The organism is Nissabacter sp. SGAir0207 (assembly GCF_005491205.1).
Classification (GTDB): Bacteria; Pseudomonadota; Gammaproteobacteria; order Enterobacterales; family Enterobacteriaceae; genus Chimaeribacter.
Map to the genome: position 1 here is coordinate 2,812,786 of NZ_CP028035.1, position 20,550 is coordinate 2,833,335.

17 protein-coding genes and 3 pseudogenes are annotated in these 20,550 nt (G+C 51.3%); 5 read left to right on the plus strand and 15 right to left on the minus strand.

Annotated features, from left to right (window positions below):
* Nucleotides 1-22: 22 nt before the first annotated feature.
* Nucleotides 23-2,455 carry a putative ABC transporter permease subunit YbbP gene (gene ybbP, locus C1N62_RS12510; RefSeq protein ID WP_137763946.1) on the minus strand — a complete coding sequence of 811 codons (2,433 nt, stop codon included), beginning with the start codon at nt 2,453-2,455 and terminating at the stop codon, nt 23-25.
* Nucleotides 2,452-3,138, minus strand: coding sequence for a putative ABC transporter ATP-binding protein YbbA (gene ybbA, locus C1N62_RS12515; RefSeq protein WP_137763947.1), 687 nt, complete (start codon nt 3,136-3,138; stop codon nt 2,452-2,454). The genes ybbP and ybbA overlap by 4 nt, the downstream gene beginning before the upstream one ends.
* Between ybbA and tesA the strand changes: the two genes are divergently transcribed.
* From tesA to C1N62_RS12540, 5 genes are all read left to right on the plus strand, one after another.
* Nucleotides 3,109-3,744, plus strand: a complete 636-nt coding sequence (tesA, locus tag C1N62_RS12520; protein ID WP_168195895.1) for a multifunctional acyl-CoA thioesterase I/protease I/lysophospholipase L1 — start codon at nt 3,109-3,111, stop codon at nt 3,742-3,744. The two genes, ybbA and tesA, sit on opposite strands and share 30 nt — an antisense overlap.
* A 28-nt stretch (nt 3,745-3,772) precedes the next feature.
* Nucleotides 3,773-4,549 carry an SDR family oxidoreductase gene (locus C1N62_RS12525; RefSeq protein ID WP_137763949.1) on the plus strand — a complete coding sequence of 259 codons (777 nt, stop codon included), beginning with the start codon at nt 3,773-3,775 and terminating at the stop codon, nt 4,547-4,549.
* A 78-nt stretch (nt 4,550-4,627) separates the two neighbouring features.
* On the plus strand, nt 4,628-5,485 hold the full coding sequence (locus C1N62_RS12530) for a co-chaperone YbbN (protein ID WP_137763950.1): 858 nt from the start codon (nt 4,628-4,630) through the stop codon (nt 5,483-5,485).
* Between the two features lie 183 nt (nt 5,486-5,668).
* Nucleotides 5,669-6,568, plus strand: a complete 900-nt coding sequence (locus C1N62_RS12535) for an SPFH domain-containing protein (RefSeq protein ID WP_137763951.1) — start codon at nt 5,669-5,671, stop codon at nt 6,566-6,568.
* A complete protein-coding gene (locus C1N62_RS12540; RefSeq protein WP_137763952.1) occupies nt 6,569-7,024 on the plus strand; it encodes an NfeD family protein in 456 nt (151 codons plus the stop codon). It abuts the gene before it with no gap.
* Nucleotides 7,025-7,062: 38 nt separating this feature from the next.
* Here the strand turns inward: C1N62_RS12540 and C1N62_RS12545 are convergent.
* The 13 genes and pseudogenes from C1N62_RS12545 to C1N62_RS23610 all read right to left on the minus strand — a co-directional run.
* Nucleotides 7,063-7,300, minus strand: a pseudogene (locus C1N62_RS12545) (PAAR domain-containing protein); the annotation flags it as partial.
* A 116-nt stretch (nt 7,301-7,416) separates the two neighbouring features.
* Nucleotides 7,417-10,899 carry an ImcF-related family protein gene (locus tag C1N62_RS12550; protein ID WP_137763953.1) on the minus strand — a complete coding sequence of 1,161 codons (3,483 nt, stop codon included), beginning with the start codon at nt 10,897-10,899 and terminating at the stop codon, nt 7,417-7,419.
* Nucleotides 10,896-12,104 (minus strand): hypothetical protein, encoded by a 1,209-nt coding sequence (locus tag C1N62_RS12555; RefSeq protein WP_137763954.1) that lies wholly within the window; start codon nt 12,102-12,104, stop codon nt 10,896-10,898. The genes C1N62_RS12550 and C1N62_RS12555 overlap by 4 nt, the downstream gene beginning before the upstream one ends.
* Nucleotides 12,105-12,512: 408 nt before the next feature.
* A complete protein-coding gene (locus C1N62_RS12560; protein ID WP_137763955.1) occupies nt 12,513-13,031 on the minus strand; it encodes a hypothetical protein in 519 nt (172 codons plus the stop codon).
* A 218-nt stretch (nt 13,032-13,249) separates the two neighbouring features.
* Nucleotides 13,250-13,744 carry a hypothetical protein gene (locus tag C1N62_RS12565; RefSeq protein ID WP_137763956.1) on the minus strand — a complete coding sequence of 165 codons (495 nt, stop codon included), beginning with the start codon at nt 13,742-13,744 and terminating at the stop codon, nt 13,250-13,252.
* Nucleotides 13,745-15,568: a TIGR02594 family protein gene (locus tag C1N62_RS12570; RefSeq protein ID WP_137763957.1), complete on the minus strand. Its 1,824-nt coding sequence runs from the start codon at nt 15,566-15,568 to the stop codon at nt 13,745-13,747.
* A 3-nt stretch (nt 15,569-15,571) separates the two neighbouring features.
* Nucleotides 15,572-15,997: a DUF4431 domain-containing protein gene (locus C1N62_RS12575; RefSeq protein WP_240775697.1), complete on the minus strand. Its 426-nt coding sequence runs from the start codon at nt 15,995-15,997 to the stop codon at nt 15,572-15,574.
* 2 nt (nt 15,998-15,999) lie between these two features.
* Nucleotides 16,000-16,422: a hypothetical protein gene (locus tag C1N62_RS12580; protein WP_240775698.1), complete on the minus strand. Its 423-nt coding sequence runs from the start codon at nt 16,420-16,422 to the stop codon at nt 16,000-16,002.
* A pseudogene (locus C1N62_RS23600) lies at nt 16,370-16,645 on the minus strand (hypothetical protein); the annotation flags it as partial. The gene C1N62_RS12580 and the pseudogene C1N62_RS23600, both read right to left, overlap by 53 nt.
* Nucleotides 16,627-16,833: pseudogene (locus tag C1N62_RS23605) on the minus strand (M23 family peptidase); the annotation flags it as partial. The pseudogenes C1N62_RS23605 and C1N62_RS23600, both read right to left, overlap by 19 nt.
* Before the next feature lie 53 nt (nt 16,834-16,886).
* Nucleotides 16,887-17,489 (minus strand): hypothetical protein, encoded by a 603-nt coding sequence (locus tag C1N62_RS12590; protein WP_137763959.1) that lies wholly within the window; start codon nt 17,487-17,489, stop codon nt 16,887-16,889.
* Between the two features lie 403 nt (nt 17,490-17,892).
* On the minus strand, nt 17,893-18,360 hold the full coding sequence (locus C1N62_RS12600; RefSeq protein WP_137763960.1) for a hypothetical protein: 468 nt from the start codon (nt 18,358-18,360) through the stop codon (nt 17,893-17,895).
* Between the two features lie 2 nt (nt 18,361-18,362).
* Nucleotides 18,363-20,543, minus strand: coding sequence for a hypothetical protein (locus C1N62_RS23610; protein ID WP_370465566.1), 2,181 nt, complete (start codon nt 20,541-20,543; stop codon nt 18,363-18,365).
* Nucleotides 20,544-20,550: the final 7 nt, after the last annotated feature.

A 20,550-nucleotide genomic window follows, 5' to 3' on the forward strand; every position in this document is an offset into this window, starting at 1 on the left:
CCAGGCTGGGGTTCTTTTTTGGCTAGCCTTCGTAATGTCGGAACAGCGCTCGTCCACGCAACAGCCGCACGCCTAGCCAGCCCCCGCACAGTGACAGCAGCAGCGCGCTTAGCAGCGGCAGCAGCCACCACAGCATCAGGTTCGACTCCCACGGGAAGTCAAACACCCGCGTCTGCAACAGCCACAGCGCCGCCTCTGCCCCGACCACCGCCGCCACGCCGGCTACCAGCCCGAGCACCGCGAACTCACACCACAGGGTGCCGCGCAGCAGCCGTTTGCCCGCGCCAAGGGTGCGATAGACCACCAGCTCCTGCCGACGCTGGCGCATCCCCACCTGGATTTGGGCCAGCAACAGCAGCGTGCCGCAGATCATCACCAGTACCACCATCACCTCCAGCGCGCGGCTGACCTGCGCCAGCACCTGCCCTACCTGTTTGATGATCGCGCCGACATCCAGCAGGCTAAGGGTCGGGAACTGGCGGTTAAGCTGCGACACCATGCGGCTGTCGCCCTGATAGCGGAAGCTGGTCAGCCAGGTCTGCGGCTGGCTGTCCAGCGCGCCCGGCGGGAAGATGAAGTAGAAGTTGGGTCGCAGGCTCTCCCAGTCCACCTTGCGCACGCTGCTGATGGTGGCAGAGAACTCCTGAGTGTCGCCGCTGAAGGTCAGCCGGTCACCCACTCCCAGTCCCAAGCGCTCCGCGATGCCCTGCTCAATCGACACTTCATCCGCTTTCGGCGGCCACTGGCCCGCCACTAGCGGATTGTGGGGCGGCAGTTCCGCCTGCCAGGTCAGGTTGAGTTCGCGGTTGACCGCCTCGCCGCCCGGATCGCTCTCCTTCACCCGCTCGGTCGCCACCTGCTGGTTAATCTTGCTCAGCCGCACCCGCACCACCGGATAGAAGGTGGAGGGCGTCACCTGATGCGCTTGCAGGAATGCCTTCACCTGCGGCACCTGCTCCTGCGTCATGTTGAGCAGGAAGTAGTTGGGACTTTCGGGCGGCAGTTGCTGCTGCCAGCGGTCGAGCAGGTCACCGCGCATCACCAGCAGCAAGGCCAGCAGCATAAATGACATCGAGAAGGCCGCGAGCTGGCTGAGCGTCACCCACGGCTGGCGCAGCAGGCGGTTGACCGCCAGCCGCAGCGCCAGTTGCCGTAGCGTCAGGCGGCGCAACAGCAGCAGGCCGCCCCAGCCAATCAGGCCGAGCAGCAGCGCCAGCACCAGAATGCCAGCCAGCAGCGACCAGAGCAGTTGGCTGCCGCCCACCAGTAGCGCCAGCATCCCGACCACTAGCAAGAGAATCGCTGGTAGGTAGTATTTGAGCGGCCAGACGGCGGCCACCGCGTCACGGCGCAGTACGCGCAGCGGCTGGGTTGCCAGCAGCTGGCGGTAGGGGCGCAGCCCCACCAGTAGCGAGATCAGCACCAGCGCGCCGAGCGCCCAGATCCACGGCCACAGCCCGGCCGGTGGCAGGGCGGCGGGCAGCACCGGTGCCAGCGCGCGCAGTAGCGCCAGTTCAAACAGCTTGCCGATGGCGCTACCGGCCACCGCCGCCAGCAGCAGCACCGACAGCCATTGGCCGACAATCAGCCGCTGCAACGCGCGCCGACCCGCGCCGAGCGTCTTCAGCACCGCCACCAGATCGTAGCGGCTGCGGCAGTAGTGGCCCATCGCCACCGCCACCGCCGACACCGAGAGCAGCAGCGTCAGCAACGCCGACAGCAGTAGGAATTGCTGGGAGCGTTGCAGCGACTTGCTGAGCGGGCCGCCCGACTCCTCCAGCCCATACCAGCGCTGGTCGGGCGTCAGTTGCGGCGTCAGGCTGTCGCCAAAGCGCGCCAGATCCGCTGGCTTCCCAGCGAACAGGTAGCGGTAGGTGAGGCGGCTGCCGGGCTGGATCGCCCCGGTCTTCGCCACGTCACTGATGTCCATGATCAGGCGCGGCGCCATCTGGAACGGGTTGAAGCCAGCGTCCGGCTCCTGCACCACCACCCCAGCGATGCGCAGCGTGGTGTCGCCCACATCCAGATTATCCCCGACGCGTTTGTCGAGCAGCGCCAGCAGCCGCGGCGCCACCAGCACCTGACCGGGCGCGACGCGCTGCCCCGGCGGATCGGTTTGCAGTTCGCCATAGAGTGGGTAGGCGCGGTCGGTGGCCTTCACCGACGCCAGTTGCGGCCGGTCACCGGCATAGGCCATGGTCATGAAGGAGAGCTGCTGGCTGACCGTCAGCCCTTGCTGGCGGGCCTCCAGCAGCCACCCCTCCGGCACCGGGTGGGCGCTGCGCAATACCCGGTCAGCGGCGAGGAAGTCGCGGCTCTGCTGGCTCAGTCCCTTCTCCATGCGGTCACTGAGGGTGCCGAGCGCCAGCACACAGGCCACCGCCAGCGTCAGCGCCAGCCAGACAATCAGCAGCGAGGGGGAGCGCCACTCGCGCCAGAACCAGCGGGCAATCATGCCTCCTCCCACAATTTGCCGTCGCGCAGCCGCAGCCGGCGCTGGCAGCGCGCGGCCAGTTCGTTGTCGTGGGTCACCAGAATCAGGGTGGTGGCGTAGTCGCGATTGAGGGAGAAGAGTTGGTCGGCGATGCGATCGCCGGTCTGGCGGTCGAGGTTGCCGGTCGGCTCATCCGCGAACAGCACTTTCGGGTGGCCGATAAAGGCGCGCGCCAGCGCCACCCGCTGCTGCTCACCGCCGGAGAGCTGCGCTGGCAAGTGGGTCAGGCGCTGCCCCAGTCCCAGCTGCGCCAGCAGCTGGGCTGCCTGCTCACGGCTCTGCTTCTCGCTGTCGCCCCGCAACAGCGCCGGCAGTTGGACGTTCTCCAGCGCATTTAGCGTTGGCACCAGCATAAAGGACTGGAACACGAACCCGACGTTCTGCGCCCGCAGCGCCGCCCTTCCCTCCTCATCCAGGCTGCCGAGCGAGTGGCCGAGCAGCCGCACGTCCCCCTCGCTGCCATCATCCAGCCCGGCGAGGATGCCGAGCAGCGTGGACTTGCCGGAGCCGGACTCGCCAATCAGCGCCAGGGTCTGCGCGGGTTTGACAAGCAGGTCAACTCCGGTGAGGATGGAAAGCCTGTGCTCACCCTGACCGACGTGCTTACTAAGATGATGAACTTCAAGAACGTTTTCCGCTGGCATCTGCCCTTCCTTTTGCTGTTGGGATTGTTCAGCCTGCGCGCTGCCGCGGCTGATACCCTGTTGATTTTAGGCGATAGTTTAAGCGCCGGTTACCGGATGCCGGTTGCCAACGCCTGGCCGACGCTGCTGGCCGACAACTGGCGGCAGTCCCCCTCCGCGCCACGGCTGGTCAATGCCAGCATCAGCGGCAATACCGCGGCGCAGGGGCTGGCGCGCCTGCCGGCCCTGCTAAAACAGCATCAACCCCGTTGGGTGCTGATTGAGTTGGGCGCCAACGATGGACTGCGCGGCTTTGCGCCGCAGGACATCCAGCAAACCCTGAGCAGAATCATTGAGTTGGTGAAACAGGCGGACGCCCAGCCGTTGCTGATGCAAATCCGTTTGCCGCCCAACTATGGGCATCGCTACGGCGACGCGTTTTACAATATCTACCCGGCGCTGGCGGCGCAGTATGAAGTGCCGCTGTTGCCGTTCTTTATGGAGCAGGTGGCAATCAAGCCGCAATGGATGCAGGACGACGGCCTGCATCCCAACCGGGACGCCCAGCCGTTTATCGCGGACTGGATGGCAGAGCGTCTCGCCCCTTTAGTAAATCATGCGTCTTAAGAAATAGGGAAAGTGGACAGGTAAAGTTATGCAAAAAGCGGTATTGATTACCGGCTGCTCCAGCGGGATTGGCCTGATTGCCGCGCAGGACTTGCGCAACCGCGGCTACCGGGTGCTGGCCGCCTGCCGCCGTCTGGAGGATGTCGGCAACCTGCGCGAGCTAGGGTTTGAGAGCCTGGCGCTGGATCTGGATGACCCTGAAAGCGTCGAGCGCGCCGCTGATGAGGTGATCGCCCTGACCGGCAACCGGCTCTACGGCCTGTTCAACAATGCCGGCTTTGGCGTCTATGGCCCGCTGCACACCCTGAGCCGTAGCCAGCTGGAGGGGCAGTTCGCCAGCAACCTATTTGGCGTCCACCAACTGACCATGCGGCTATTGCCCGCGATGCTGGCGCACGGCGAGGGGCGCATCATCCAGACCAGTTCAGTGATGGGGCTAGTGAGCACGCCGGGCCGCGGCGCCTATGCCGCCAGCAAATATGCGCTGGAGGCGTGGTCTGACACCCTGCGCATGGAGCTGCACGGCACCGGCATCCAGGTCAGCCTGATTGAGCCGGGGCCGCTCAGCACTCACTTCACGCAGAACGTCAACCAGACGCAGAGCGACAAGCCGGTGAAAAATCCGGGCATCGCCGCACGTTTCACGCTGCCGCCAGAGGCGGTATTGCCTAAGTTGCGCCATGCTTTGGAGAGTCCCACCGCCCGCCTGCGCTACCCAGTGACGCTGGTGGCCCACGCGCTCAGCCTGCTGCGCCGGCTGCTGCCGGGGCGGGCGCTGGATTGGCTGCTGCGCGGGAAAAGTTAATCAGGATCCATCGGACCGGGGGGTTGAAGCGCGGCTGGCTGCCCCCATCTACCTTAGAAACGGATGAGAGAGAATGCCATGCTAGCACAAGCCACAGTTGTAGAGATTAATGAAGCCAACCTGCACCAGACGCTGGAGCAGTCGATGTCTGTCCCGGTGCTGTTCTATTTCTGGTCAGAGCGTAGCCAGCACTGCCAGCAACTGACGCCGGTTCTGGATCGTCTGGCGGCGGAATACGCTGGCCAGTTCATCCTGGCGAAAGTGGACTGCGATGCCGAGCAGATGGTGGCCTCCCAGTTCGGCCTGCGCTCCATTCCCACGGTTTACCTGTTCAAAGAGGGCCAGCCGGTGGACGGCTTCCAAGGCCCGCAGCCGGAAGAGGCGATCCGCGCCCTGCTGGAGAAGGTGCTGCCGCGCCCGGAAGAGCTGAAAGCCGCCGAAGCGGCGCAGCTGATGCAGGAGGAGCGTTATAGCGAGGCGCTGCCGCTGCTGAAAGAGGCCTGGCAGTTGAGCAACCAGAACAGTGAGATTGGGTTCCTGCTGGCAGAGACCCAGCTACACCTGAACCGCAGCGATGACGCGGAGGCGGTGCTGGCGGTAGTGCCGTTGCAGGATCGCGATACCCGTTACCAGAGTCTGGTGGCGCAGATTGAGCTGCTGAAGCAGGCGGCCGACAGCCCGGAGATCCAGCAGCTGCAACAGCAGATGGCGCAGAACCCGGAAGATGCCGAACTGGCGATGAAGCTGGCGCTGCAACTGCATCAGGTGGGCCGCAATGAAGAGGCACTGACGCTGCTGATGGGCTTCCTGACGCGTGACCTTGGCGCGGCCAACGGCGGTGCGCGTAAGACGCTGATGGACATTCTGGCGGCGCTCGGCACCGGCGATGCGCTGGCAGCAAAATATCGCCGTAAACTCTATTCACTGCTCTACTGATTCACGGCCAATCCATCACCCCGGAGCCGGCTTTCCCCGCCGGCTCCCCCCTTCCCCGCTTTTTTTGCCCGATTTTCGCGCATTTCTCCGCCTCTGCTTGCCCATTATGGCTATCGTTTTATGATCTGCGGATCGGCGGCGTGCCCGCCGTAGACCTCAGGACAGCCTTACAGGAGTTTTGCTATGTTTACCGTCATTCCGATTATCGTGGTGTTGCTGGTGGTGGTGTTCGCCGGGGTAAAAACCGTGCCGCAGGGCTACCAGTGGACAGTGGAGCGCTTTGGCCGCTACACCAAGACGCTGATGCCCGGCCTCAACCTGATTGTGCCCTTCATGGATCGCATTGGCCGCAAGATCAACATGATGGAGCAGGTACTGGACATTCCATCGCAGGAGATTATCTCCCGTGATAACGCCAACGTGGCGATTGACGCCGTCTGCTTTATCCAGGTGATTGACCCGGCGCGCGCCGCCTATGAGGTGAGCAACCTGGAGCAGGCGATCGTTAACCTCACCATGACCAATATCCGTACCGTGCTCGGCTCGATGGAGCTGGATGAGATGCTCTCGCAGCGCGACAACATCAACACCCGCCTGTTGCAGATTGTGGATGAGGCGACCAACCCGTGGGGCATCAAGATCACCCGCATTGAGATCCGTGACGTGCGGCCGCCGGCGGAGCTGATTGACTCGATGAACGCGCAGATGAAGGCGGAGCGCACCAAGCGCGCCGACATTCTGGAGGCTGAGGGGGTGCGTCAGGCGGCGATCTTGCGCGCCGAGGGGGAGAAGCAGGCGCAGATCCTGAAGGCCGAGGGTGAGCGCCAGTCGGCGTTCCTTCAGGCGGAGGCGCGTGAGCGGGCGGCACTGGCAGAAGCACAAGCGACCAAAATGGTCTCCGAGGCGATTGCCGCTGGCAACGTGCAAGCGATCAATTACTTCGTCGCGCAAAAGTATACCGACGCCCTGCAACAGATTGGCTCTGCCAACAACAGCAAGGTGATCATGATGCCGGTTGACGCCACCAGCCTGATGGGTTCGATTGGTGGCATCGCCGAACTGCTGAACGAGAGCAAAAGATAGATGTGGCAAACACTGGCGCTTCACCCGCAGGGCATCTGGCTGACGCTCGGCGGCCTGCTGCTGGCGGCGGAGATGCTCGGCGCGGGCGGTTATCTGCTCTGGAGCGGCGTGGCGGCGATGCTGACCGGCCTGCTGCTCTGGCTACTGCCGCTCGGCTGGCAAGTACAACTGCTGGCCTTCGCGCTGCTGACGCTGCTCACCGCCGGCGGCTGGTGGCTCTGGCTGAAACGCCGCCCCGGTACCCCCGCGGCCCGGCGGCTCAACCGGCGCGGCGAGCAGCTGATCGGCACCCGCGCCACCCTGCGCGCGCCGCTGCACAACGGTTACGGCCGGCTTGAGATTGGTGACAGCAGCTGGCGCATCCACAGCGATGCGCCATTGCAAGCCGGCGACGAGGTGGAGGTCATCGCCATCGACGGCATCACGCTGGAGGTGCGGCCGCTGCGCCGCCCTTAAATAGCGGCTTAAAGTAGTCGAGCCCCCTGGGGGGCTCATTTCTCATTGGTATCCTGCATCATCGACGGAGCCTGGCAGCGGCAGGTGCTGCAGCTGTCGAGAGTTCCAGCCACTCGCCTGCCGTGAAGGGTGTCGTTATCAATGCCACCGGCGTCCGGCGTGCTTCTCGCAGGTCACACTATCCTGTTCCCGGGCAATAGGTTTATTAAACAAAGTATGATCCTCTGTACCCGTCGTGATCTTACCGCCACAGGTCGTTTTATCAGCCACGCTGATGGCACTGAGTCAGTTTGCCGTTGCTGCCAGCGCGTTTTCGATGCGTGACTACGCCTGTTGTCGTAGCAGGCGTTTGTTCGTCTGGCTGGCAAAGATCAGATTCAATAATGTGTTTATTACTCCATTTCATCCGTGCCATTGCTTCCTGTGCTGTCCATCAGCGCTTGAACGGCCTCAGCTGCATCTACGCTGAAAATCTGATCTGGCAATGTAAATCCACGCAATGCCAGCAACGCCAATGGCCCACTGCCTAGTTGAGATCTTAACACCCACTGCAGTGTTCTTTCGTCAGGTGCAGTGAAGCTCAGCATCCACTGACTATGGTCAAGTTGCTGGCGCTTACCCTGTTCCAGCCAGCGAATAAAGCCCCATGTACCGCCGTAATCCCCGAACAGGCGCGGGCCAGCACTGGTCGATGTCCAGATCAGTCTGCTCCCAGGCTTATAGGTGTCTCCCGGCCAGCGGAAAGTTTGCCAATCAGCCAGCTGGTTAAAGTAGTGCAGCTGCTGCCCGTCAATGGTCAGCTGGGTCTCCACTACCTCCGGTGCAGGACGTGCTTGTAACTCAAAACTTATCTCCTGGTTGCCATCGGTAAACAGAATGTCTGATAGCTGACTCAGCTGGTTAACAGCTCGCAAGAAGGCCGGATTAAATGTCAGGCCCTGACTGTGTGCATTATCTGGTACCCACCGGCTCCCCTCTTTGTGCAGTACACCCCCCAACTCTGTAGTCAGGAAGCGCTCAATACGCCCAGTGTCCTTGCGCACAAACTCGGCCAGCATTGGCAGGGAAGCTTCACTTTTGCTCGCGGCAAACGGATAGCGCCCATCGAATGCCGTGTGCCAGTTCGTCACTACCGAGCGTCTCCATTTATCATTGAGGCTCGCAGCTGACGGCTGGAGCACAGTCTCCCAAGCCTGAGTCAGTGGCTGAACAAACATCGTATTGCCGAAACCACTCCACTCTTCCCCCAAGCTTGCAGCCGCGAGACTGCCATATTGTTGGGTATCAGTCAGATCCACGTTCTTTCCTTGGAACACGGTTTGGGCCAGGGTCTGCATCATCTCTTGAGGATCAGAAGCACTCGCCACCTGTTGAAGGCGCAAACGTACGCGAGTGATACGGGTCAGGTAAGTCTGCAGGCTTAGAGAACTGTCAGCTGACATCACATTGCTGGCTTTGTTTTTACCCATCAGCGTCAGCAGAGGTCCAAAGGTGTCATCCAACGGTCCCTGCAGACCGGCTGCACTTTGCTCAATAACCGGTTTATCCTGGCTGCCGACGAGTTCTCTCGCCGATTTCATAATGGAATCTGACAGCCTTTCTCTCCCCTGTCCGGTCTGTCCCTGCCAGGCCAGCGTATTCATTAGGGCAATCAGCGGTGACTGGCGCACATCACTCATGAGTGTTAACTGGTCAGTCACATCGGCAATATTGTACGCAGGGTTCCAATGCAGACTATTAAGGAAGCTCAGCCAACTGCTAGCAAAATCAGTGAAGTAACGCTGTGTCAGGCGCACTTTTAGCGCCTCTGGCGACAGGTCTGCGGAGACGGTTTTCCGACTGTCGCTCAGAACCCAGTCAATTTCATCGCGACGCGAGTTAGCAGCTTTCTCAATGGCTTGTTGAACCCCCCCTTCCCATGCCTGACGGGTGAACATCCCCGGTACTATTTCATCGGTGGCAAACAGGCGACGGGCATCGGTGCCATTGGTCATGTCTTCCAAAGAAACATCAGCGAAATTACGGCGCACTGATTTGAGCATGTTTTCATACAGCGTCCCTTCCGCATTACGACGGCCAATCTGCTGCAACAGCACCTGGCGGCTTTGGTTAACCAGCTGCGTATCCAGAGTGATTTTCCACTGTGGCTGTGCTGGCAATTCGGCGATGTAGAAGGCCCACAACTCTGGCGACAGGCTTTGCCATAAGCCGGTTGAGATCCCTGCCCGCGTTGGCTGCAAGGTTTTCATGGTCTGTGCATAGAACGCACCGTCAGCTTTATCCGGGCGGGCCATCATCAACCAGGCTTTCAGCTGGTCATAGCCCGGTTTCGCCAGTTGTGCTCGCTGGTCACTGCTGGGAGCAGAGTTCGCCAGCGCACTGAGTTTCTGCATCAGGGCGGCATTTGCCGGATCGCGTATCAGGCGGTTGTTCGCCACGCCATACCAAGGCAACATTGCGTCGAGTAACTGCTGGTTATGATCCAGACCGAAGCGCTGATACCAAGGGGCGCCGTCCTGAATACGGTGTTGCAAGCGGCCAGCATCATTGCGCAGGGTGTGCAGTGCCGTCAGTTGGTAATCCGATACGGAAGGATGCTCCACCAAGGCATGGGCCTGTTCAGCCACAGAGATTATCTGCAGGCGGTTTACTGCAAACGACAACAGCACTCCCGCCCCCCAGACACCGATAATGGTCAGGAGCGTCCAGGCAAGCGTCTGCTCCCATGCCATACCGACACGGCGACCACGCACACGGGTGCAGTCATCAACAATCCCCTGCCAGGTTACCGATAGGGTCAGCGCATGACGTTGTGATTCTGGAACGTACTTTTCTGTATCAGTAGGAGCATAAGCTGCAGCATCCTCATCCGTGCCAGTCGATTTTTTCTCCGGCAGGCTGAACATCAGGCCACGCAGCGGAACACGCTGCTGGGAGACAGATAGCCATGGAGCCAGTTGCTGGGCCCAACGAGTGATACCGCCGTCTTTAAGGTGCTGGCCCAGACGCAGCAGGAAGTCGTGACTGTTATTCTCAGCGACCTGGCTCATACCCTGTGCACGCAGGGCCGGCAGCATCAGCTCAAGCTGGCGGACAATATCATCTTCCTTCGCGCGCAGCGGAAAGCTTGCCCCAACCGCTTGTTCAGGGCGCGCCGACTGCGACCAGTCGCTGCTGCACAGTTGCCACAGCCAGACCGGTGCGGAATAGCGGAGCAGTTCGCTGATTTTTTCCAGCCCGCGTAAATCATGGTCACTGATTTGTGGCGTCAGGTTAAACGTCGCGGGCACGACCCGCACAATTCCGTCTAATGGGCGTCCGCGACGCAATTTACGCAGCGCAGTGTATTTTTCACGATCGGGCTCAGATGCCAGGCTTCCGCCATAAATAAGTACGGTACGGTTGCCTTCGAGCCACTGCTGCTGTTTCAGGCCCGGAGCCAGTTGCTCAATCGCCGCTTCGTCGCCAGTGATCAACAACAAACGGACTTTGCCACGCCAGTAAAGACCAATACGTGAACGGAGATGAGCACGTATCTTGCTAAACATCATTACCGCTGGGGAAACAGAGGCTTTTTCAGTATCCCGTTTTTTCTTCTCATCATCGCCATTGGTATTGTCAACGAGCGCATCAAACTCCTGTTTTCCAGCACTCCGTACTGCCATCAGAAGCACAATCGATACGATAAATACACACCCGGTGATACATCCGCCAGCAATAAGCCAGTAAGTCTGCTGCTGACTGCCATTCTCAAGCCCGGCAAGATCAGGTCTCTTCCAGACAACAACCGTCATCACGGCTAACAGTAAAAAGAGAATTAACGCGACAGCAAGGTAGCGGCCTTCCGTAGTCTTCGGTGCTAAAGGTAGCTTCACAGATCCATCTCCTGTCGGGAAGCAATTGGGGTAACGAGCGTGCTCCACAGCACATCCTGGGTGGTATCACCACAGATAATCATCTGCGGTAGCTGTGTTTGTCGGGCGATTTCTGTTGCGGCAGCAATGGCAAGCCAGGGGGCGGCAGCTCCGGCATTCCCCATGGACGAATCAAGTGAAATGACGGCTCCGTCCTCTACAGACTGCATAGGGTGTGCATACTGGCACTCGATCACTTCTGCATGCTGGCTACCAGCCAGTCCGGAAAGCCATAAATTTTTTACTATATTTTCTTTTAGCGGGACGTTATAGGCAGCCATCTTCATCCCCTCTCTCAATTCACCCGGTGGGGCAGAATCTGGCCGGTGCAGCAACGCAACAGGTTCGAGTGTTTCCTGCGTCAATCGGTTGCCGAGAAGAAGTGCTACACCTGTCTCTGCGGTGTTATTGGAATCAGAGGGATTAAACTGGAGACCCACAATTAGAAGCATTGCTTTATCTTTAATACGTACATTCAGCCAACGGTCAATTACGCTGAGGCCACTCCCCTCCTCATATTTAACAGGTATAGTTAGCTCATTTCTTTTCCAGGCTTCATCCCAGTAATGACGAATATTCTCTATAGGTAAAGAGGTTGATATGTCCAAAACGACGACCAGTGGTACTTGGTCAGGGAACTGTGCAAAAGGAAGGTCAGCAAGCAATTTTGAAAAGATATCAGTAATCACAAACTCTGGCGTGTCATAAGGACTTGAAGCAACTCGACTCATGCGGATGCTTTCGTTACCATCGCGGTCGACCTGGGAAACAATAATGCTATCGTTGTTTTGCATGGCAACCGCTATCTCTTCCTGAGCAATTTCTGAGTGGCCTGTAATGAATGTTGCATTCAGTACCTGCAGTGCACGCCGTGCCATGCAAGTTTCTCGAAGAATCCACTGTTCTCGTCGTTTGTCGAAGGCATTTGCTTTGCTATCCTGCAGTGACCAAAGAAGCAGGCAAAAGGTAAACAGAACACTCCACAAAACAGCAGGTAGACCTAAAGCCAATTTCCAAAAATACGGACTTTCAATATAACGCCCAAATATACGCATTAAGATAAAACTGGTTGAAAGCATACCTGTCAGAACAATAAGCCAACGAGAAATCTTCAGAGGCTTCGGTCTGGGATAGCGTTCTGGCAAATGTTTAAGTGAATATGACATTATTATTCTCAAATTAATGAATAATTAGAAATTAAGAGAAACCAATGAGGTAAATATATGCATGGCATTGCAGATTATTTTTATCACAGCATGAAATATTTAAATAATAGAAAGCTAGAATTACCCTCGAGAATAAAAATCAGAAAGCCAATTGGTTTTAGTCATTGAAATATCACCCCATCTCCTTAACATGTGATCAAGAAGACGATTGTCGTTTCTAAGATTGAAATCAGGTACCGGAGGCTGTTCCCCACCATAACCGCTGCTTCTAATAACTATATGCTCCCCCGTATCACTTTGATTGGCACATATGCAACTGGTCGATAACCATCAAAACCAGTTACAGTTATCATATAAATCCATTTGTTATTACAAGGCCTTAGTCCAATATTCTTTTGACTAATTGCACTATGGCGCAGGAGGAAGTATCTTTGAACTGATAGATTTACATATTGTTTCACCAAGTATTTTTTTAGATATTAAATCTTCAACTTTAACTTTAGTTGTGTAAATCGCAATAAAATCTTTCGAGTCAAATGTATAAATAATCACCTCATCATTTTTTAATTCATAAAACATAATCCCATCAAAGCCAGAAACTCTATCATCTTTAAACTCTGATAAAACCTTGGCAATTTTCATCCGTGAGTCGCGAGAATGTATAGCTTGAAGAAGATCCTGATTATCAATACCTTTTACATTTGAATTTAAATATACGTTATCTATAAAGGGCGTGTAGTCATTTGAATTACATGTTGGAGTGTTTGCATTGTCAACACCATAATAGTTCCTAAAAAAACCATCAATCACGTATTTATAATCTATAGCTGATGCCAATGGCTTAACATACAGAGATATCCCTCCAGGATCACCAGAAAAAGCATTTATTGAATAGAAACAAGCAAGCATAGTAATTAATCGTTTCATAGACCACCTTAGTTGTGCTACATATTGATATTTTCTCTACTCAATTTAAAGCTCATATCACTCCTCATAAATTATTTTCCCATTATGACAGCATTTGCAAACGGACAAGCCAAAGCACCATCGCCCGCTGGTCAGGGCACTTTCCTGCGCTATCAAAGCGTAGAAAATTTCATACTTCAATTTCTATAAAAGTTAGATTTATTCAAAAAACCATGAAATTATGGAGAATAATATTTGTCGACGACAGACAGGACTTTGCATAAACCTAAGTCTAATGACTGAAAGTCAATTGACCTAACTGTTTCAGTCGCTATTTTTCCTTCAAGAGGTATCAAGGTTAAGACTGCATTACCATTATGTTTTTCTATGTATATCATTGCATCAAACCCATGTGATATCTGATCATCATGAAAAGATAAAAGCTTATGCCTCAAAATACTAAGACTAGGATATTTATCATTTATAGCATCTTCAATTAGTTGAGATGTAATTCCTACGGGGATGGTTTTAACATAAGAAATTGAGATTTCCGACCCAGTTCTTTTCGCCCAGCACGATTTGCTCCCTCCGTACATTTCGCTTTCCTTTCTATAGTTTTGGTATATTTCCTTCCCTTCAACATTACCGCTTACAAACAAATAATAGCCTCTTTCACCACAGTAAGCATTAAAGCAAAAAAAGAAAAAAGAAATCAGCAATAACCTAATAAACATTTACCCATCCTTAATCGCTATTTTATTTTTACCTTTCGATTTACGTACATAATTGATATTTATTGATTTATTTAACTCAACAACATCAAATACATGGAGCCCACCTCGATTTAACTCTGAATATGCAGCCGGGATATAATAACCAACTAGCACTTTCGTAGTGTCACTTTCAAGCATAAAATTAATCGAGTCATCTTGGTTCCCACCAAGAACAATTATCTCTCCACTAATTGAATCTCTTCCATAGACAAATGCCACATGTCCTTTCCCGTTTCGACGCCAAACCATTAGACAACCATAGATTGGTAATGATATTTTTTTGAAATTTTCATCACCAACAAATGAATTAGATCCAGCAAACCCTTTAGATATTTTATAAGATGTTTCCTTAAAGCAATAATTAACAAAAGAGGCACACCATGCAGTATTAGTAAGTGTGTATTTGCATTTAGAATTAACCAGTGTATGAAAATTATGCCCAATTTTATCTTCTTTAAGACCTCCCCACAGTTTGGCCTCTGCCATTGCTTTCTGCATCCATGGAGCCTCACGCTGTTCATGAGGAAGCAAGGCTATCGGTTTATCCGATTTTTTAGATCCTACTGATTCTAATACTTTTATATTTGAATTAACCGATTGCACTTTAGACGAAGTGCTACCAACCAGGAGATTAGGTTTGGGTGCCTGTTTGTCAGTAGCGGAAACAGGATGGCTGCTTGAATATTCTACATCATTTGAAATCAATATCGGCTGGCCTGGATAGATTTTGTTTAGATCTGCGATATTGTTCCGACGAGCGAGTTCATCAACAGTTGTGCCATTTTGTGCTGCTATCTTAGCTAGTGTATCACCCGGTGAAACCATATATATAGAAGGATCATCAGTATTAACACCATAAATTGTCAAGTGCTGACCGGGGAAGATCTTACTCACGTCTTTTATATTATTGTTTTTGGCAATTTCATCAGTACTTGTTTTATAACGAGCAGCAATTTTTGCGAGTGAGTCTCCCGACATAACTATGTACTTTATCGGCTTGCGAATGCTCTTCTCACGCTCGGTTTTTGGGTTGTCAACAAGTGTTTTTGCAGAGAATTGCGAAAAATTTCTCGTAAGCACAATATTTTTCGTTTCATCTCCAGCAATCGCAGAATAAACAACATCCTCTCTTCCTGCTGAATTAGTATATTTAATGACAATAGTCATTCCTTGCTTCGTGTGGATAATTGTCCTGAGCTTGCCATAACTATCTGTTTTCCACTGGTAGGTAGTACTTCCTAGTGTCACCTTAAATGGCACATCTGCAACTGGTCGAGAGCCATCAGAAACAGTCACATTTGTCACATAAACCCATTTTTCAGTACCGGGCTTTAAGCCACCTTCCTTTTTACTGATTGCATTCACAACCTTGTCGAATTCATTATCATTAAGGTCAGATATTTTTTTATCTTTTGCAACTCCACTCTCTGAGCTTATAAAATTGGCATAAGTTACGGGATCATTTCCTGCGGCTTCAGGTGCATACTGCGACATCATGCTAGATATGGTGTCATCTCGGTATTTTCGCTTCAACAATGCACATTTTTCACGCTCCCCAACTTCAATGCTGGAAAAAATCACGAATGTGTTTTTTTTCGGATTATATACGGTCCCGGCACCTATCCGTCCTTTTTGCTTACTGGCCTCAGGCAATGCCATAATATTCCCGGGATTGTTAAATCGCCAATTCAATGTCCCAGCAGTTTTTAGCAAACGAGTACCATTACTAGCTTCGTACTCAACCGTTTTAGTTTCAAGATGGTATGTCGCTTTTACAAATCGCATACATCATCCTTTTTTATTTTTTTTCGCTGGTTCAAAACTGGTGTTTTTTAGTAAAACTGGAGTCATATGATAACCAGTGACAGCAAGCATAACATTTCCTTCTACAGTGACATGGTGATTAAGTAAATTGCGTTTGATCTTATAATCATCACCGCTAATAATGAGTTGCACATTGCTGTTCCAACCCTCTTGCTCAGTATTAGCATCAATCACACACTTTAGCGGACTGCTTAAATGTAGGACCCAGTAGAGTAATTTTTCATCATGCTTCCTATCTTCCCCCCAGTTGGGCGGACCGTAAAACAACTCTTCTTTCATTACTCCTGAGAGTACAACCTTATCACCCTCTTTCAGACATGTAGCATATACACCGAAGTTATAAAACAAGATAGCCATACTTAACGTAATTTTCATAAGCATACTTAACATTATCAACTAACCTTTGTTAATTTTAAAAAAGTTGCAATCATTGATTCAGTCAATGCTGACTTTCTATCTTCTACAGAATTAACTTCACTCAAATAAATATCGGCATCAGATTCTTCATCTCCAAAATCTTCCACACTTTCATCTTCAGTTGATGAAATAGAAAGGTCTTCTTTAACCCATGTTTCTCGCCCAATGACTAAATTTAATGTTTCGCTTTCCGGAAGTACTATTTTTGGGAAGCGATCTGAACTATCCACCGTACCAGCCGACAGGATTTTCCCTTTACTGTCAGTAATGTTGTAAGGCTGATTTATCATCCAATCCATACTTTGGCTGACACTATCGGCACCAGGGAAAGCAAAACGTAAACTTTTGCTCCCACGCCATACCGACACGGCAACCACGCATACGGGAGCAGTCGTCAACAATCCCCTACCAGGCTACCGATAGGGTCAGCGCATGACGTTGTGATTCGGGGATATATTTCTCCGCGTCGGCAGGTGCAGCACCTTTTGTTCCCTCTGACGTATCAGCAGATTTATTCTCCGGCAGGCTGAACATCAGGCCACGCAGCGGAATGCGCTGCTGAGAACCCGACAGCCACGGCACCAGCTGCTGAGCCCAGCGGGCGATACCACCGTCCCGTCGGCGATTGCCCTCACTTTTTCTGGCGTTATGCCTGCATCCGTATGCGATATATGGATACCCCCATGCCAGGACTCTGATGCATTAAGAGGATATGCCCGGCGAGAATTGACAGGCATCATCGCTGCCACCCAGTCTGCGTCAGACTGAGTGGCATCTTTATCTCTCAAAAATGGAGGACTGATAATCATGTTGTGACTCCTTGTCAGGAAAAACTGAAGTTACTGGAAGTCTTCACTGGATTTTATTTATCACATTCCTCGAAGTATTTCTCATTCACAGAAAAAGTTTCGAGGTCTTTTATTTTAATTTTGCCCGCAGCTAGCTTTGAACTAATCTCTTTTGAGAAACAAAAAAAACCGCCAGAATAAAAATATAATTCTTCAGTTCTATCTGGTGTATCACTTTCCGACTGATATAAAGCCTCGGTTACATACCATTTAATATCCTTACTACCTTTAATTATTTGCATTCTATCGATGCCGAGGCATGGTTCAGAATCTTCGGCATATCCAGATTTATAATCCCTGTTAGGTATAAGATATTGATTATTAACTTTCAGCACTACGTTACATCGACTATATGGCTCATATTTACCAGGTAGTCCTTCACGGTTAAAAACAAATGGATATGCATTCCCTTTCCCCAACCTCTGGAAAATATAATAAGGAGGGAAACCAGTATCTGGTGCATCAATTTGATATACCTGTGATAGGCCGTAAGGTTCTCCATCCTTGTATGTATAGCTTTTGACTGCCGATGATACATCCACATCATTCGCAAACGCACCCAATGAAAAAAAATTAATAGCACTTACAAAGCCCAATAGTAAAATTGTATTATTCATAATCAACCATCTCTCACTTGCACTGTTTGGTGTAATCAATAGTTATTTTTACAGTACTACGACCTCTTTGTACTTGAACTGTTTCTTTGGCATTTGTTGTTACGACATCATTTAAATAGTAGAACGAATACCGTGTATAGGCCTGTCGTTCAAAATATCCATACCCGCCACCATTAACTAGAACTGAACATCTACCAATTGATTCTGAAGTAATTCCATTATCAGGTACCCTGTTGATATGACCGGTCGTGGATAACATTCAGGAAAATGCTTTAGGGAATAAAATATATTTCCTCAGAAAAATAACCACAATAAAACTTGAAGCGCTAAAATTAACAAACTTCAAATCAGATGCCCCAGCAAACTTTTTGCAAGAGAGCATCTAAGAATCAAATTTATGAAGTTATAATGTTTTGGTTTTTTTACCATATTTTGACAACTGATATACTTCTTCAATTAAATATTTGTTTTTATCCAAAATCAAATGATATTCAAAATAATCCATGTCAGCGCCTGTGTCGCCAAATCTAGACGACACTCCTGTTTTAATTATAACCTCCTGATCATATTTTTTAGTGCTGAGTATTTTTTCCCCATCAGCAATATGCAACGAGTATTGACCATAGACATCATAACCAATCCTGCTTGTAGACTGAGTGCAATACTTATTAAGTAATTTAATGTATTCATCTTTTGCCTGAAAACCAGTGTCTTCACTTAGATTTTGCGTAGCTTCTTCATTCCACTGCTCATAGTCACTTATAAAGTTAATGACTATCTGCTGAGGAGTCAATTTTGAATTTGAACTCATTGCAAATGCAGAAAAGGTCATCGACACAAATAACACGATTAGCAATTTTAAACATTTCATATTTATTCCTTAATGGCGAAATAATCGGTTTCTTGTTCTGTAGAATCGTTAAGCACATACCACGCGTGCTTAAACGCAGGCCACCTGACGTCCTCAAACGCCATTCTCCCTGGATTTATTCTCCTTGTAACCTCTTCTGCATCGTTATGAGTCGCACCTTGGTCAGCCCAATAGTTTATACCTAATTTTCCTGAGGCTACAAGTCGCCCATTGCGGCTTATATATTTTTGCTTACTGGACCAGTAATAACCTCCGGCATCAAATGCAAAAAATGCATCCTCTACAATCAGATCATTATGGGGTTCTGTAGTGAAGTAATTAGAACCTGAACCTTGCCGATATTCACTGTAATGACCATAATTAGCCCTTCCAGTTAGGTGAATAGATCCTCGACCTTTAAATCTAGCTCCATCACCAGTCAGTGTATTCCCTAACTTATGACCCTGATCCGTGCCCGGATCGTAGTGTATAGAAAAATAGTTCGCAGAGCCTAGCTCGACTAAACTATCGAATCGCCCAGTTTCAGCAGCCATCTGACCAAAGAAGTGTGAAATTCTGATTGGTGTATTAATTCCATATTTATTTAGTATCTTGGGGAGAGCCTCATTTATCGCCGCAGGACGTTTAACATCCCCTGCACTGTTCGTGCCCTCTTCAGTTAATCGCTTTGTTAGTTCATCGATGGTTAATGGATGTCGACGATCATAAACAGCCACAGGTGATTTTTGATACTTTCTCACCAATTTAATAATATCGTTCAGACTGAGCCAACTGCAAAGTCTCATGTGAGTAATAAAATCCACAGGGTTGAAATGCCACAATTTTCCGCTACCGAGAGCTCCTGAATCAAAACACAGCGCTTCTGCGTGTTGCTTAAATTTGTCATAGTCTTCCTCGCTCATTAGCATACGTACTTTTGATTCCTGCGACCCGGGAACCTGCCATATGGCCGTTTTTTCCGGCGTACACTGCTCCCAGGGCAGACCGGTCATCAACCATTTATACCTGACATCTATTGTGCTTTTTTCCCACTCGAATGGTAAGCAGCAGATAAGCCTGTTTTTTTGAGTTTCGTAACTGCCTTCTTCCTGCAACTTTTTGATGATCGCCGAATTACACTGACTGTGTGTATCATTGTCATCATCAACCAACAGCCATCCTGTCCAGTGGGGGAAATCTGCATCGCTAAACTTTTTAATACTAGGATCGGCTAGATTGACTACCCCCTTTCCCCCTGGGTAATTGACCGTCATCCATAATGGCGCATCTGCCGGTACCAGTGTTTCATGGTCTGTATTGATCACCCGCCCAAAGCGAAGTAATTCGAACCCGGCACTCGGGCTTTCCTTATAATTCCTCATCGCGGTTTTATAAAGGTTATATTCGTAGTCTTCACCGTCTGCATTAACCAGCGGTTCACCCAGCAGATCATACTTCCCGTCAATTTGCGTATTTTTTTTCCGGGTCACCATCGTACAATTGCCTTGTAACATGGTCATGCTGACATATAGAGGCGCATTACTTGTATAGCGTTCAGAAATACCAGCTGTGGAAGTGCTGTTATCTGCCGGTGCCTTGTCGTAAAACGTTGTCCCTGCTGGCAGATAAAAATGGATATCACCGTAAACAGCATCAGTGCGACCGTCTTTCGAAATATCCAGCTCCTGCGTGCATCTGCCCGTCAGCTTGCTGATATTGTCGTCATCGCAGAAAACCTGGAAGTGAAATTCATTCTGGCCATCAGTCATTCCGGAGGAGCCTAGCGGATCTTTACGGTAGATTTTGGCGTCAGCTTTTATCTCTGCCTCCAGAAACTTCAGATGCATATACAGAGAGTAAAAAACAACCTTACCACCCTCTCCGGAACCAATCTCTGTCTCATGCTTCAATAATATATAGCCATCATCCGTTCCCCTGACAGGGGCATACTTCAGTGGGAATTGGTCTCTTTTCTCCGGCGGTGAGGGCTTGCGGAACGATACCACCGTCCCGTCGGCGATTGCCCTCACTTTTTCTGGCGTTATGCCTGCATCCGTATGCGATATATGGATACCCCCATGCCAGGACTCTGATGCATTGAGAGGATATGCCCGGCGAGAATTGACAGGCATCATCGCTGCCACCCAGTCTGCGTCAGACTGAGTGGCATCTTTATCTCTCAAAAATGGAGGACTGATAATCATGTTGTGA

Coding starts and splice junctions, on each gene's coding strand:
- C1N62_RS12530 (WP_137763950.1), top strand. CDS start 4,628: ATGCTAGCACAAGCCACAGTTGTAGAGATTAATGAAGCCAACCTGCAC.
- C1N62_RS12570 (WP_137763957.1), bottom strand. CDS start 15,568: ATGCGATTTGTAAAAGCGACATACCATCTTGAAACTAAAACGGTTGAG.
- C1N62_RS12535 (WP_137763951.1), top strand. CDS start 5,669: ATGTTTACCGTCATTCCGATTATCGTGGTGTTGCTGGTGGTGGTGTTC.
- C1N62_RS12555 (WP_137763954.1), bottom strand. CDS start 12,104: ATGTCATATTCACTTAAACATTTGCCAGAACGCTATCCCAGACCGAAG.
- C1N62_RS12575 (WP_240775697.1), bottom strand. CDS start 15,997: ATGTTAAGTATGCTTATGAAAATTACGTTAAGTATGGCTATCTTGTTT.
- C1N62_RS12565 (WP_137763956.1), bottom strand. CDS start 13,744: ATGTTTATTAGGTTATTGCTGATTTCTTTTTTCTTTTTTTGCTTTAAT.
- C1N62_RS12590 (WP_137763959.1), bottom strand. CDS start 17,489: ATGAATAATACAATTTTACTATTGGGCTTTGTAAGTGCTATTAATTTT.
- tesA (WP_168195895.1), top strand. CDS start 3,109: ATGAACTTCAAGAACGTTTTCCGCTGGCATCTGCCCTTCCTTTTGCTG.
- C1N62_RS23610 (WP_370465566.1), bottom strand. CDS start 20,543: ATGATTATCAGTCCTCCATTTTTGAGAGATAAAGATGCCACTCAGTCT.
- ybbA (WP_137763947.1), bottom strand. CDS start 3,138: ATGCCAGCGGAAAACGTTCTTGAAGTTCATCATCTTAGTAAGCACGTC.
- C1N62_RS12525 (WP_137763949.1), top strand. CDS start 3,773: ATGCAAAAAGCGGTATTGATTACCGGCTGCTCCAGCGGGATTGGCCTG.
- C1N62_RS12560 (WP_137763955.1), bottom strand. CDS start 13,031: ATGAAACGATTAATTACTATGCTTGCTTGTTTCTATTCAATAAATGCT.
- C1N62_RS12540 (WP_137763952.1), top strand. CDS start 6,569: ATGTGGCAAACACTGGCGCTTCACCCGCAGGGCATCTGGCTGACGCTC.
- ybbP (WP_137763946.1), bottom strand. CDS start 2,455: ATGATTGCCCGCTGGTTCTGGCGCGAGTGGCGCTCCCCCTCGCTGCTG.
- C1N62_RS12600 (WP_137763960.1), bottom strand. CDS start 18,360: ATGAAATGTTTAAAATTGCTAATCGTGTTATTTGTGTCGATGACCTTT.